Annotated in this window: 16 protein-coding genes; 8 read left to right on the forward strand and 8 right to left on the reverse strand. The window is 63.3% G+C overall.

Annotation, left to right across the window (positions count from 1 at the left end; translation table 11 throughout):
• Window positions 1-4: 4 nt before the first annotated feature.
• The 3 genes from ACKUUH_RS00920 (at window position 5) to ACKUUH_RS00930 (ending at window position 2,348) form a co-directional block, all read left to right on the forward strand.
• Complete coding sequence (locus ACKUUH_RS00920; RefSeq protein ID WP_407947959.1) at window positions 5-937, forward strand: DUF3137 domain-containing protein; 933 nt, start codon at window positions 5-7, stop codon at window positions 935-937.
• An 82-nt stretch (window positions 938-1,019) separates the two neighbouring features.
• Window positions 1,020-1,607 carry a 2-hydroxychromene-2-carboxylate isomerase gene (locus ACKUUH_RS00925; protein ID WP_407947960.1) on the forward strand — a complete coding sequence of 196 codons (588 nt, stop codon included), beginning with the start codon at window positions 1,020-1,022 and terminating at the stop codon, window positions 1,605-1,607.
• A 105-nt stretch (window positions 1,608-1,712) separates the two neighbouring features.
• Window positions 1,713-2,348, forward strand: coding sequence for a glutathione S-transferase family protein (locus tag ACKUUH_RS00930; RefSeq protein ID WP_407947961.1), 636 nt, complete (start codon window positions 1,713-1,715; stop codon window positions 2,346-2,348).
• A 1-nt stretch (window position 2,349) separates the two neighbouring features.
• On the opposite strand, the gene ACKUUH_RS00935 is transcribed toward ACKUUH_RS00930, so the two are convergent.
• From ACKUUH_RS00935 to ACKUUH_RS00945, 3 genes are all read right to left on the reverse strand, one after another.
• Window positions 2,350-2,676, reverse strand: coding sequence for a hypothetical protein (locus tag ACKUUH_RS00935; protein ID WP_407947962.1), 327 nt, complete (start codon window positions 2,674-2,676; stop codon window positions 2,350-2,352).
• A 4-nt stretch (window positions 2,677-2,680) separates the two neighbouring features.
• On the reverse strand, window positions 2,681-3,874 hold the full coding sequence (rlmN, locus tag ACKUUH_RS00940) for a 23S rRNA (adenine(2503)-C(2))-methyltransferase RlmN (protein WP_407947963.1): 1,194 nt from the start codon (window positions 3,872-3,874) through the stop codon (window positions 2,681-2,683).
• A gap of 132 nt (window positions 3,875-4,006) precedes the next feature.
• Complete coding sequence (locus tag ACKUUH_RS00945) at window positions 4,007-4,570, reverse strand: hypothetical protein (RefSeq protein ID WP_407947964.1); 564 nt, start codon at window positions 4,568-4,570, stop codon at window positions 4,007-4,009.
• Window positions 4,571-4,864: 294 nt separating this feature from the next.
• Between ACKUUH_RS00945 and ACKUUH_RS00950 the strand changes: the two genes are divergently transcribed.
• The 3 genes from ACKUUH_RS00950 to ACKUUH_RS00960 are packed head-to-tail and all read left to right on the forward strand — an operon-like array spanning window position 4,865 to window position 7,896.
• The gene (locus tag ACKUUH_RS00950) at window positions 4,865-5,869 is read left to right on the forward strand and encodes an NADPH:quinone oxidoreductase family protein (protein WP_407947965.1); all 1,005 of its coding nucleotides are present in this window, start codon (window positions 4,865-4,867) and stop codon (window positions 5,867-5,869) included.
• Between the two features lie 50 nt (window positions 5,870-5,919).
• The gene (locus ACKUUH_RS00955) at window positions 5,920-6,642 is read left to right on the forward strand and encodes a GDSL-type esterase/lipase family protein (RefSeq protein WP_407947966.1); all 723 of its coding nucleotides are present in this window, start codon (window positions 5,920-5,922) and stop codon (window positions 6,640-6,642) included.
• Window positions 6,643-6,672: 30 nt separating this feature from the next.
• Window positions 6,673-7,896, forward strand: coding sequence for a serine hydrolase domain-containing protein (locus tag ACKUUH_RS00960; RefSeq protein WP_407947967.1), 1,224 nt, complete (start codon window positions 6,673-6,675; stop codon window positions 7,894-7,896).
• A 168-nt stretch (window positions 7,897-8,064) separates the two neighbouring features.
• Here the strand turns inward: ACKUUH_RS00960 and ACKUUH_RS00965 are convergent, their stop codons facing one another.
• Window positions 8,065-8,403, reverse strand: coding sequence for a YkvA family protein (locus ACKUUH_RS00965; RefSeq protein WP_407948019.1), 339 nt, complete (start codon window positions 8,401-8,403; stop codon window positions 8,065-8,067).
• 341 nt (window positions 8,404-8,744) lie between these two features.
• On the opposite strand from ACKUUH_RS00965, the gene ACKUUH_RS00970 reads away from it, so the two are divergent.
• A complete protein-coding gene (locus ACKUUH_RS00970; protein WP_407947968.1) occupies window positions 8,745-9,527 on the forward strand; it encodes an SDR family NAD(P)-dependent oxidoreductase in 783 nt (260 codons plus the stop codon).
• Between the two features lie 106 nt (window positions 9,528-9,633).
• Here ACKUUH_RS00970 and ACKUUH_RS00975 read toward each other — a convergent pair whose 3' ends face one another.
• Window positions 9,634-9,963, reverse strand: a complete 330-nt coding sequence (locus ACKUUH_RS00975) for a 4a-hydroxytetrahydrobiopterin dehydratase (protein ID WP_407947969.1) — start codon at window positions 9,961-9,963, stop codon at window positions 9,634-9,636.
• Window positions 9,964-10,040: 77 nt separating this feature from the next.
• On the opposite strand from ACKUUH_RS00975, the gene ACKUUH_RS00980 reads away from it, so the two are divergent.
• Window positions 10,041-10,448, forward strand: coding sequence for a metallopeptidase family protein (locus tag ACKUUH_RS00980; RefSeq protein ID WP_407947970.1), 408 nt, complete (start codon window positions 10,041-10,043; stop codon window positions 10,446-10,448).
• A 199-nt stretch (window positions 10,449-10,647) separates the two neighbouring features.
• On the opposite strand, the gene thpR is transcribed toward ACKUUH_RS00980, so the two are convergent.
• The 3 genes from thpR to ACKUUH_RS00995 all read right to left on the reverse strand — a co-directional run bounded on the left by thpR (window position 10,648) and on the right by ACKUUH_RS00995 (window position 13,025).
• A complete protein-coding gene (thpR, locus tag ACKUUH_RS00985; protein ID WP_407947971.1) occupies window positions 10,648-11,199 on the reverse strand; it encodes an RNA 2',3'-cyclic phosphodiesterase in 552 nt (183 codons plus the stop codon).
• Window positions 11,200-11,209: 10 nt separating this feature from the next.
• Window positions 11,210-12,250: an aldo/keto reductase gene (locus tag ACKUUH_RS00990; RefSeq protein ID WP_407947972.1), complete on the reverse strand. Its 1,041-nt coding sequence runs from the start codon at window positions 12,248-12,250 to the stop codon at window positions 11,210-11,212.
• Between the two features lie 100 nt (window positions 12,251-12,350).
• A complete protein-coding gene (locus tag ACKUUH_RS00995) occupies window positions 12,351-13,025 on the reverse strand; it encodes an arylesterase (protein ID WP_407947973.1) in 675 nt (224 codons plus the stop codon).
• Window positions 13,026-13,050 lie beyond the last annotated feature (25 nt).

Below are 13,050 nucleotides of genomic sequence, written 5' to 3' on the forward strand. Positions count from 1 at the left end.
CCTCATGACGCCGGGTGCGGATTTCGACGGTTTCTTCGCGCGCGAGATCGCACCCTTCATCGAGAAAAAGGAAGCGGAGCGGAAACTCGTGGTCCAGCACGCGCTGTGGCGGGCCCTGCCGGTCATCGCGGCGGGGCTTCTTGCCTTTGCCGTTTCCTCGCAGGTCATCGAGAGCGAAGATGCGCGAGGCTTCGCCCTTTTCGGCAGCTTCGCCGTCATGATCGTCGGTGCGCTGATGCTCACCTCCGTCATAACCTGGGGGCGGACATTCGCGGAGGAACTCTCGGCGAAAATCTTCGGCCATTTCGGCTATCTCTATTCGCCCGAGGCGCCGGAGAACTTTCTCGCTCCCTTCAGGCAGTGCAGCCTCCTGCCGGGCTATGACCGCGCTTCGACCGAAGACCACGTGCTTGGCGAGATCGATGGCGTTCCCTTCGAGCTTGCGGAAGCCTTTCTCGAAAAGAAGGTGCGCCGCGACAAGCGCGACGAATACGATCTCGTCTTTCGGGGGCTTGTCGCGCGTTATGCGTTCCCGAAGCGCTTTTCGGGACGCACGATCGTCCGCGGCGACAGGGGCTTTCTGAATGCGCTCGGCCATGCCGGCGCCGGCGGCGAAAGGGTTCATCTCGAGGACCCGCGCTTCGAAGAGAGGTTCGACGTCTTTTCGAGCGACCAGGTGGAAGCGCGTTACCTGCTCACGCCGGCCTTCATGGAACGGCTCGTGCGGCTTGCCGATGCGAGCGACGGGCCGATGCAGGCCGCTTTTGACGGCAACGATCTTCTTCTCGTGATCGATGGGCGGCGCGGCTACTTCGCGCAGCCTTCGCCGTGGAAGGATCTGCGCCAAAGCGATCATATCCGCGCCTTTGTCGAGGACATCGCCTTCATCCGCGAGATCGCGGAGACGTTGAAACTCGACGCGGAGACGAAGGTGTGAGCGCGCAAAGCGGATTGCGCTGCAGGCTCTTTCCGCGCGCGGCGATCTGCGGCAGGCTCGCGCATTCATTCCCGGAGGTTCCATGCAAGTCGAGTTCTGGTACGAGTTCGCAAGCACCTATTCATACCCGGCGGCGATGCGCGTCGAGCAGGCGGCGAAGGATGCGGGCGTCGGGCTCGTCTGGCGGCCTTTCCTGCTCGGGCCGATTTTCGGCGCGCAGGGCTGGAACGACAGCCCGTTCAACATCTATCCCGCCAAGGGCCGCTACATGTGGCGCGACATGGCGCGCATATGCGAGGCGCAGGGTCTCACGCTGAAGGAGCCTGTGCGTTTCCCGCAGAACGGGCTGAAAGCCGCGCGGCTTGCGCTGCTCGGACAGGACGAAGATTGGGGACCGGAATTCACGCGCCGCGTCTATCTCGCGAATTTCGCCGGGCAGCAGGACATTTCCGACGAGGCGGTGCTTTCCGGCATTCTCGAGGCGCTCGGTCTCGATGCGGGCGCCCTTCTCGCGCGCTCGAATGAACAGGCGAACAAGGACAGGCTCAAGGCGCAGACGGAAGAAGCGATAGCGAAGGGCATATTCGGCGCGCCGAGTTTCGTGGTGGGCGACGAACTCTTCTGGGGCAATGACCGGCTCGACGCCGCCCTCGACTGGGCGAAGCGATAGGCGGGGCCAATCGCGCAAAGCGTCAGGGGCCACTGTGATTGCCGCTTGCGAGGTTCGTTGCCGCTCCCGATCTCCGCTGCATATGATCGCAACCGGAGAGCCCCTATGAGCACGATCGTTTTCCACTCGCAGCCCATGAGCGTCTATCTCTGGACGGCAACTCTTGCCGCCGAGGAGAAGGGCATCGACTGGTCGGTGAATGTGATCGAAGCGGGGAGCGCCACGCACCGCGCGCTCAATCCCTTCGCGAAATCGCCCGTACTGGAGCATGGCAAGGTTCGCCTCTACGAGACGCTCGCGATCATGCACTACATCGACCGCGCTTTCGACGGCCCGGCGCTCCAGCCCGGCGACGCGCTCGGTCAGGCGCGGGTGCTGCGCTGGGCGAGCCTCGTCAATTCATTCATATTTCCGACGATGACAAACGGAATCGCGAAGGAGCGGCTTCTCGTGCCCTCGCAGGGCGGAAAAACGGATGAGGAGCGCGTCGCCGAGGCGGTGAAAGAAGCGGAAATCCAGTTGGGCGTTATTTCGGCGGACCTCGAAACACATCCCTTTCTCGCCGGCGACAAGCTTTCCCTTGCCGACTGCTTCCTCTTCCCGCACATGCATTTCCTGTCGATGACGCCGGAGGGGCAGGCGCTTCTCCGGCACTTCCCGAAAGCCGCTGCATGGCTCGACATGATGCGAGCGCGGCCGAGCTTTGCCGCGACGGACCAACTTGCACGGCGGGCTGCCTGACTTACTTGAAACGTTTGGGGAGGTCTGCTTCGGGGATCAGCAGGTCGTCGGCGATGTCGAGCCAGACTTCCTCGATGAGTTCCGCCTTGCCCTCGCGTTGCGGAATGGCGCGATTGAGGTCTTTCGAGTAATCGGCAAAGGCCTTGTCGCGCGCTTGCTTCGAGGGCCAGCGCGCATAGGCGACGAAGTCGCCATTCTCCGCGCGGTGCAGCCGCGAGCCGCCGCCGCCATGATCGCGCATGATGTCTTCAGTGATCTCGTGCCAGCGCCGCGCGAAGTATTCTTCGTCTCTGGCTGCGACCTTCCAGCGATAGATGGCGGCTTTCATACGTTCAAGCCTCCGTCTGCCCTTTCCTGAACCGCTCGCTCGCGCGCCTCTTCACCGTTTCGCTTTTCAGCTGTCCGCAGGCCGCCATGATGTCGCGGCCGCGCGGTGTGCGCACGGGGCTTGCATAGCCGGCGCGATTGACGAAATCGGCGAATTTCTCGATCTGCGCCCAGTCGGAACATTCGTATGGGCTGCCCGGCCAGGGATTGAAGGGGATCAGGTTGATCTTCGCCGGAATGCCTTTCAGAAGGCGGACGAGTTCCTTCGCGTCCTCGATGCTGTCGTTCACGCCTTTCAGCATCACATATTCGAAGGTGATGCGCCGCGCGTTCGATACGCCGGGATAATTCCGGCAGGCGTCGAGCAATTCCCTGATCGGATATTTCTTGTTCAAGGGCACCAGCTTGTTGCGCGTCTCGTCGTTCACGGCGTGAAGCGAGATCGCGAGCATGCAACCGATTTCCTCGCCCGCCTTCTCGATCATCGGCACGACGCCGGAGGTCGAGAGCGTGATGCGGCGCTTCGAGAGCGACAGGCCTTCGCCGTCCGAGACGACTTCGAGCGCGTCGCGCACATTCTCGAAATTGTAGAGCGGCTCGCCCATGCCCATCATCACGATATTGGTGATGAGGCGGTCTTCCGAGTTCCGCCCGCCGTCCGGCCATTCGCCGAGCGCGTCGCGCGCGATCAGAATCTGTCCGACGATTTCGCCCGCCGTGAGATTGCGCACGAGCTTCTGCGTGCCGGTATGGCAGAAGGTGCAGGTCAGCGTGCAGCCGACCTGGGAAGAGACGCAGAGCGTGCCGCGTCCCTCTTCCGGAATGTAGACGGTCTCGATCTCAGGTCCCGGCACCCCCGGCACCGCGGAGGGAAGACGCAGCAGCCATTTCCGCGTGCCGTCGACCGATTTCTGCTCGGTCACGATGTCGAGGCGCGAAATGTCGAAGTTCTGTCCGAGCTTGTCACGCAGCTCCTTCGACAGCGTTGTCATGCCGTCGAAACTCGTCAGTCCGCGATTGTAGATGCCGTTCCATATCTGGCCGGCGCGCATGCGCAGGTGCTTCTCGGGCAGGCCGAAATCCTTGAGCGCATCCATGAGTTGCGGCCGCGTGAGCCCGACAAGGCTCGGCTTTGCGCGCGGCGCGGCACCCGCGGGCGCGGCCTCCCGGCTTTCATGCGCTATGTCGAGCGTGGTCATGTCGGTTCAACCGGTTCCCGGTCCTGAAAATACGCTTTGCCGCGCCTGCCGGAGCGGGCGCGGATCATCGCTTCTCATATCACAAAGGGCGCATTTGGCGCCAATCGGGGCGTCTGGCGGAACCCCAAGGCCCTACTTGCAGGCGTCGTCGATCTTCTTGAGCGCTGCCGAGGAACCTTTCAGCGAATAGGTGTCCGTCGTCAGCGTGTCCCGCTCCGAAGTGCCCTTGATTTCCATGGAGCTGCCGGATTTCAGCGCCTGCACCATCTTGCCCTCCTCGGAGGGGTTCTCGAGCCAGGCCCAGAAGCGGTGCTCGCCGCCCTCCTTGACGCCGGAGAACATCTGGAACTTGTCGGTGCCGATGGTGGCGAAAGGCCGGCTCGTCGACTTGAAGGGATAGCCCACGCGCATGCTGACTTCGTTTTTCGTCTTCCGCGCGGGGCGGTGCGTCACCATGAAATAGACGTCCCCCCGGCTTGCGCTAGCAGGCAGCATCTTCACGGGCGTCGTCATGGCGTAGCACATGCGGTCGTTGCCCGAGCCATAGGTATAGGCCGACCAGTCGTCATACTTGCCGAGGAGTTTCGGGGCGTCCTGGGCCTTGGCCCCGGCTGCGAAGCCTGCCACCCCGAAGGTCAGGGCAAGCGCGGCAATGGCCATGGTGAGGACTGGGGAAAGGGTCTTGCGTCGCGGCATGGTCTCTCGTCTGCTCCGAATGGGCTCCGGTCGTCCGGCCCCAATGATCTCCAAGGTGGCCTGACCATAGCGGTCGGCGCAGGCGATTTCCAGTTGCCGCCCCGCAAAGCCCCTTCACGGCCTGCCGGATTGTCCGCAGGCCGGGAGGGAAATTCACCGATTCATGTGGCGGAACCAAGGCAGAGAGCCGGTGAAACGCCCTCTGTCTGGCGGATATCCGCCCGCTCGTGCTAAGGGAGAAGCACCGGAATTTCCGAAACCCGAGAAACCGACAAGACTTGGAGGGAGACGACCATGAAAGCCGTGCTGTGCAAGGAATATGGACCGCCGGACAGCCTCGTGATCGAAGAGGTGCCGAGCCCGGAGCCGAAGAAGGGCGAGGTCCTGCTTGAAGTGCATGCGGCGGCGGTCAATTTCCCGGACGTCCTGATCATCGAGAACAAGTACCAGTTCAAGCCGCCGCTGCCCTTCTCGCCGGGTGGCGAGGTGTCCGGCATCATCACCAAGGTGGGCGAAGGCGTCACCAAGGTGAAGGTGGGCGATCGCGTCATCGGCTCGTGCGGCTGGGGTGGCTTTGCCGAAGAGATTGCGCTCGACGAAGCGCGGGTGACACCGATCCCGGACGAGATGGACTATGTGACGGCGTCCGCCTTTCTCATGACCTATGGCACGTCGCATCACGCGCTGAAGGACCGGGCCCATCTGAAGCCCGGCGAATCGCTGCTGGTGCTGGGCGCCGCGGGCGGCGTCGGTCTTGCCGCCGTCGAACTCGGCAAGGCGATGGGCGCGCGCGTGATCGCGGCCGCGTCGTCGGAAGACAAGCTTGCCGTCTGCAAGGAGCATGGCGCGGACGAGACGATCCTCTATCCCGCCGGTGCGCTCGACAAGGATGCGCAGAAGGCGCTGACCGACAAGATCAAGGAACTGACGGGCGGGCAGGGCGCAGACGTTGTGTACGACCCTGTCGGCGGCGACTATTCGGAAGCGGCGCTGCGGGCGACGAACTGGGAAGGGCGCTTCCTGGTGGTCGGATTCGCGGCCGGTCCGATCCCGAAAATTCCGCTGAACCTCGCGCTTCTCAAGGGCTGCCAGATCGTCGGCGTGTTCTGGGGCGCGTTCACGGGACGCGAGCCGAAGCGCCATCAGGAAAACCTGAAAGAACTGATGACGTGGTTCAAGGAAGGCAAGCTCCGCCCCCACGTCTCCAAGACCTACAAGTTCGAGGAAGCGGCGCAGGCGCTGAAAGACATGGCGGCGCGCAAGGTGAAGGGCAAGATTGTCATCGTACCGTCACGGTAACGTCACAAAACGGCGAAGCGGGGATAAATGCGCATGAGGGGTAGCGCAGGATGAGGCGGGCATTCGTGACGCTCGGCATCGCGTTCGGCGTCGCCGTCGTCGCGCTATTCGCCTTTCTCATTTATGTGCTGCTCGCCTCGGGCGACCCGAAATACTGGGAAGGAGAGATCGCGGCTTTCGAGCGCCGCGATGTCTCCAACCCGCCGCCCGAAAACGCCGTGCTCTTCGTGGGCGGACGCGATCTGAGGCTGTGGTCCTCATTCGCCGAAGACATGGCTCCCGTCACGATTATCCAGCGCGGTTTCGGCGGCGCACAGCTTTCCCACATCAATCATTACCGCGCGCGTATCGTGCTGCCCTACGATCCGCGTGCCATCGTGGTCATGGCGGGCGAGGCGGACCTGTCCGATGTGCGCGGAAGGCGGCCAGAAGACCTGCTCGACGACTTCCGGACCTTCGCATTGTCGCTGCGCGCGGAGGGCGAGAAATCCCCGATTTATTTCGTGTCGCTCAGACCGGCGCCCGCCCGCGAGGAACGCTGGTACGGCCAGCAGCGCGCCAATGCGCTGATCGCGGATTATGTGCGTGGCGAGAGGGAGATGTATTTCATCGACGTGTCTTCGGCCATGGTCGATGAACAAGGCAATATCCGCGAAGACCTCTATCGCTGGGACGGGCTCACGCTCAACGACAAGGGATACGAAACGCTCGGCCCGATCATCCGTCAACGGCTTATCGATGCCGGCTATGGCGGTCTTCGTTCGAGCCGCTGAAGAATAGAAAAAGATACAGGGAGAGAGACGATGGAGAATTTTTCGAAGGAAACGAAGGCGGGCTCGCTTCACGGCAGTTATGACGCGAAGTTCAAGGATGTTGCGGACGCCTTCATCGAAAATTTCGAGACGCGCAACGAAGTGGGCGCCAATGTCGCGATCACGCTCGAGGGCAAGACGGTCGTCGATATCTGGGGCGGCAGGAAGGAGCCCGGCGGCGCGGCATGGGAGAAGGACACTGTCTCCATCGTCTTCTCCTGCACCAAGGGTGCGACGGCGCTTTGCGCGCATATGCTCGCCGACAGAGGCAAGCTCGATCTCGATGCGAAGGTCGCGGACTACTGGCCGGAATATGCGAAGAACGGCAAGGAAGAGACGACCGTCTCGATGATGCTCGACCATTCGGCCGGGCAGCCGCATCTCAGGACGAAGCTCAAGGACGGCGCCTATTACGACTACGACTACATGGTGAAGCTGCTCGAAGAGGAAGAGCCCTTCTGGAAGCCCGGTGTGCGCAACGGCTATCACGGCGTCACCTTCGCCTGGACGGTCGGCGAGATCGTGCATCGCGCGGCGGGCAAGCGCATGGGCCGGTTTTTCGCCGACGAGGTGGCAAAGCCGCTCGGCCTCGATTTCCATATCGGCACGCCCGAAGAGGTCGAGAAGCGCATTGCGCCGATGATCTTCGCCGAACCCGATCCCGCGGCGATGAACTCCAAGTTCACGCAGGCGCTGATGAGCGATCCGGCAAGCCCGGCGCATCTCTTCCTGCTCAATGGTGGCAACGCCAATTTCAATTCGCGCGAGGCCCATGCCGCCGAGATCGGTTCGGCGAACGGCATCACCAACGGGCGCGGTCTTGCGGGCATGTATCAGCCGCTCGCGAATGGCGGCGGCAAGCTTGTCGGCAAGGACACGCTCGCCCGGATGGGCCGCGTCGCCATGGGGACGCATGAGGACGCGACGCTTCTCATCCCGACGCGTTTCGCGCTCGGCTACATGAAGTCGATGGACAATCGCAAGCTCAAGAACGAGCCGAATTCTTCCTGCATCATGGGCGATGCGGCGTTCGGTCATGTCGGCATGGGCGGATCGCTCGGTTTTGCCGACCCGGAAGCCCGGATGAGTTTCGGTTACAACATGAACCGGATGGGGTCCGGCATTCTGCTCAACGACCGTGGACAGGCGCTGGTCGACGCGGCCTATCGTTCGCTCGGTTATCGCTCGAATGCGAGCGGCGTCTGGGCGATGTAGAGGGCGACAAGCCGGCGTCCACCGAACTTCGTTCATCCCAACGGTCCGGTCCGCCTTTGTAACCAAATGGCGGGCCGTTCACGTTCCGGCTGAATCGGCGAGGAAGAAAGACGTGGATGGCCCGAATAAATCGGGCCATGACGCCGGAAGTTCGGGAGACGCCGTCTTTCAGTCCGTTCCGCTTTTTTCGGCGGGCAGGCCGAGCGCTTGCCGCGCGGCCTTGCGGTGGCGCGGCTTCATGTAGCTGGAGACGAGGCCGAGGGCGGCCATGAGCACCGTCGCGTCGTCGGTGAAGCCGAAGGCGGCGACGATGTCTGGAATGAAGTCGACGGGCATGACGAAATAGGCGAGGGCTGCGAGAAGCGTCGCGCGGACGCGCATCGGCGTTTCGGGATCGCGCGCGCAGAACCAGGCGGCCGCCGCCTCCTCGGCGAAGGGCACCTTGCCGGCAACGCGCGCCATCTTCTTCCAGAAGCCTTCGCGCACGGTCTTCTCGTTCCGCGCCATGACGGCGGGAAGTTCGTATTTCGGATCGGCGAGTTCCTTTTCGGCGCTCTCCGCGTCCATATCGCCTCGAGAAGAGGACATGCCTCCCTCCGTGCTGCCTGCCGCCCCTTTACCTTCGTGCGTCTCCAAGATGGGGCGAAGGGCGTCGGCTTGCAAGCCAAGGGGGACGTTACGTAAATCGCCGGATCACGCAGATTGCCCTTGTTTCCGCGATTTTTGGCTCGCTCTTTCGCTGCCGAATTTGTTAAATCGGCGCCAATCGGGCGGCCGGCAGAGGCACCCCGCATACAGGGAAACGCAGGACCGGCCCAAAGAGGTCCGCGCAGAGAAGGAATGACCCCATGAAACTCGACAGCAACATCAGCGCCATCATCACGGGCGGCGCATCGGGCCTCGGCGCGGCGACCGCGCGCCGTCTCGCCAAGGAAGGCGTGAAGATCGGCATTTTCGATCTTCAGGAAGACAAGGGCGAGGCGCTGGCGAAGGAGCTTGGCGGCGTCTTCGCGAAAGTGAACGTGACGGACGAAGCGAGCGTCGATGCGGGCTTCGAGAAGGTGCGCGCGGCGATCGGCCAGGAGCGCATCCTCGTGAACTGCGCGGGTACGGGCAACGCGATCAAGACCGCCTCCAAGAACAAGGAGACGGGCAAGCCCGAGCACTTCCCGCTCGACAAGTTCAACCTCATCATCCAGATCAACCTCGTCGGTACCTTCCGCTGCATCGCGAAGTCGGCCGCCGGCATGCTCACCCTCGACCCGCTGCCGGATGGCGACCGCGGTGCGATCGTGAACACGGGCTCCGTCGCCGCGCAGGACGGCCAGATCGGCCAGGCCGCCTATTCGGCCTCGAAGGCGGGCGTCGTCGGCATGACGCTGCCGATCGCGCGCGACCTCAGCCGCGAAGGCATTCGCGTGAACACGATCCTGCCGGGCATCTTCGACACGCCGCTGCTCGCGGGCGCGCCGGAGAAGGTTCGCCAGGCGCTCGGCGCGCAGGTGCCGTTTCCGGCCCGCCTCGGCAATCCGGATGAGTATGCCTCGCTCGCCTGCGAGATGATCCGCAACGGTTACTTCAACGGCGAGACGGTCCGTCTCGACGGTGCCATTCGTATGGCGCCGCGCTGACGCGCGGCTTGGGTCGCATGGCACCGCGCTAATACATTTCCAATAATTGGAAAAGCGAAGCCCCGGTGGAAACACCGGGGCTTTGTTGTTTCCGTCTCGTCCGGCGTTACTTCTTCACCGTCTTTCCTGCCTTGCCGGCCCACTTGTCCATGAGGGCAGCGAGTTTTACGTCCCTTTCCGACAGGCCATCCGCGTCATGCGTCGTGAGGACGACATCGACGCGGTTATAGACATTCGCCCATTCGGGATGGTGGTCGGCCTTTTCGGCGGCGAGGGCGACGCGCGACATGAAACCGAAGGCTTCGTTGAAGTCCTTGAACCGGAACGTCTTCTCGATGGCGTCGCGGCCTTTCACCTTCGACCAGCCCTTCAGCTTTTCGAGGGCCTTTTCCCGCTCTTTTCCCGTCAGCTTCGAGACCGCCGGATTGCCGCTCATTTTCGCCTCCTCGATGCACATGGTTTGCGGGCAGAGCCTCGCGCTCTTAAGCTCTGCGCGCAAGAGAGGATATGCCGATGGATTGGGATAACACGCGGGCGCCCTCGCTCGCCGATTTCGAACGGATCGCGGACGAGGCCTTTGCGCGGCTGCCGGAGGACTTCCGGATGCGTTGCGAGGGGCTCATCATTCGCGTCGAGGATTTTCCGGATGAGGAAGTGGCCGCCGAAATGGAACTTGAAAGCCCGTTCGAGCTTCTCGGTCTCTATCAGGGCATCAGCCATGTCGAGCGCTCGGTGATGGAGCCGGTGCACATGCCGGACATGGTGTTTCTCTATCGCCGGCCGCTGCTCGACTACTGGGCGGAATTCGACGAGCCGCTCGGGCATCTCGTCACCCATGTGCTTGTGCATGAGATCGGGCATCACATGGGCCTTTCCGACGAGGACATGCATGCGATCGAGGAAGCGGCGGGGCGGGAGTAACATCCGTCTTCTCACCCTCCCCTCGGGGAGGGTCAAACCGCGCAGCGGTTTTGGGGCGGGGGCCGAGTATCCGCGAACACACAAGCCGGCGCATTCATCGCAGCAGCGCCGCGACCCCGCCCCGAAATCTGCTTCGCTATCGCTCGCACATTTCGACCCTTCCCCAAGGGGAGGGTGGGAAGAAGAGCAATGCTTGCCGCTACTCTTCCTGCTCCCAATCGCGATCGGGATAGTGCTTCTCCGCCACGTAAGGGCCGCCGCCCGTGCTCGCTCTCGCCGAGAAGAGCGTGAAGCGCTCGACCGTGAAGGCCGGCGCGGCGAAGGGCGAATTCGCGCGGATGAAATTGTAGACGGCGCCTGTTTCGACGCGGCCGAGGCGGGCGATCGTGACATGGGGCGTGAAGTTGCGTGTGTCAGGTTTCAGGCCGATGCGCCGCGCGGCGCTTTCGTGGCGTCCCTGCAGGATGCGCAAGGGCTCGGACGGCCTGACGCCCGCCCACAAGGTGTGCGGGCGCGCGCCGCCGAATTCGCCCAAGCCCTCGATCTCGATGTCGAAGGGCTCGACGGGAATGTCCGACAACGCCTCGGCGAAGTCGCTTGCCACGTCTTCGGGGATATCGCCCGCGAAGCGCAGCGTGATGTGGAAGTCCGGCCGCTCGATCCAGCGCGCACCGTCGAGGCCCTGCTGCAGGCGCGCGAGGCGCTCTGCCGCTTCGTCGGGGATTTCGAGGGCCGTGAAGAGGCGGATCATGGGGTTCCGTTCAGGGGGCGGGGTTCGGCTGGTCGAGATGCGCGGCGTCGATTTCCTTTTCGAGTTCCTCGGTCCATTTCACGTCCACGCTGGTGACGGCGAGCTTCAACTGCTCCATCGTCGTGGCGCCGATGATGTTGGAGGTGACGAAGGGACGCGTCGTCACGAACTGGTTCGCCATCTGCGACGGATCGAGGCCGTGCTTCCTCGCAATGGCGAGGTAGCTTTCGATGGCGCGGTTCGCCTGCGGGCTTTCGTAGCGCTGCAAGCGGTTGAAGAGCGCCTTGCGCGAACCTTCCGGCAGGGCGCCGTTCTGGTATTTGCCGGTGAGATAGCCTTGCGCGAGCGGCGAGTAGGCGAGAAGGCCGACGCCGTCGCGATGCGCGATCTCAGAGCCGCCGAGCTCGAAGGTGCGGTTGATGAGATTGTAGGCGTTCTGGATCGACTGGACGCGCGGCAGGCCCTTCGTCTTTGCGTGATGCAGGAAGGTCATGGTGCCCCAGGGCGTTTCGTTCGAGAGGCCGATGAAGCGGACCTTGCCTGACTTCACGATCTCGTGCAGCGTTTCGAGGATTTCGCCGATCGGGTGGCACTCGCCCGCGATGTGCCGGTAGCCGAGGCCGCCGAAAAGATTGATCGGCCGGTCCGGCCAGTGAAGCTGGTAGAGGTCGATATAATCCGTCTGCAGACGTTTCAGGCTCTTGTTCACGGCCTCGACGATCTGCGCCTTGCTCTGTTCTGTGCCTGCGCCATCGTCTCGGAGCCAGGTCATCGGGCTGCGGCCCGCGACCTTGGTGGCGAGGATCACCTTGTCGCGGTTTTTGCGCGCCTTGAACCAGGTGCCGATGATCTTCTCGGTCGCACCTTGCGTCTGCGGCTTCGGCGGGACGGCATACATTTCCGAGGTGTCGAAGAAGTTGATGCCCTGCGCGATGGCGTAATCCATCTGCTCGTGGCCCTGCGCCTCCGTGTTCTGCTCGCCCCATGTCATGGTGCCGAGACAGATCGAGCTCACCTTGACGCCGGTGCGGCCGAGTTCGCGATATTCCATGAAGTTCCCCCCCTGGGTTCTCTATTCGTTTTGTTGGTCGATATGGTTTGCCGGCGGACGGCGCAGACAGGCGCGCCCGCATGAAATGAGACCGTCTCCGTCAGTTGGCGGCGCTGCGCTTTGCCCGCGCGCGCTCGATCAGCTTTTCGACGTCGGGCAGGATGCGCTCGACGATGATGGCGACACCTTCCGCCGTCGGATGGATGCCGTCGCCGAGATTGAGCGCCGGGTCGGCCGCCACGCCTTCGAGGAAGAAGGGATAGAACACGAGGCCTTCGCGCTCCGCAAGTTCCGCGAAGATCGGGTTGAATTCGTCGCCGTAGTCGCGCCCGAGATTGGGCGGCGCATACATGCCGGCAAGGAGGATGGGCAGGCCGCGCGCCTTCAGGCGGGCGACGATCTCGTCGAGGTTCCGGCGGGTGATGCCGGGGTCGATGGCGCGCAGCGCGTCGTTGGCGCCGAGTTCGACGATGACGGCATCGGCCCCAGGCCCCACCGCCCAGTCGAGGCGGGCAAGGCCGCCCGATGTCGTGTCGCCCGAGACGCCCGCGTTCACGACCTTCACGTCGTCATGCCCGGCTTTTGCAAGCGCGCGGCCAAGCTGCTCGGGGAAGCCTTCGTCCGGCCCGAGCAGGTAGCCCGCCGTCAGGCTGTCGCCGAGCGCGACGATGGTAAGTTCGTCCGATGCCTGGGCGGGAGGCGCCGCGAGAAGGGCGAGAAGGAGCGCGGTGCCCGCGAAAAGCTTGCAAAGCGGTCCCAAGAGGCCATATCGCATAATATCGTTTGCCTTCCTTCGAGAC

The sequence above is a fragment of the Parvibaculum sp. genome, assembly GCF_045863935.1.
Classification (GTDB): domain Bacteria; phylum Pseudomonadota; class Alphaproteobacteria; order Parvibaculales; family Parvibaculaceae; genus Parvibaculum.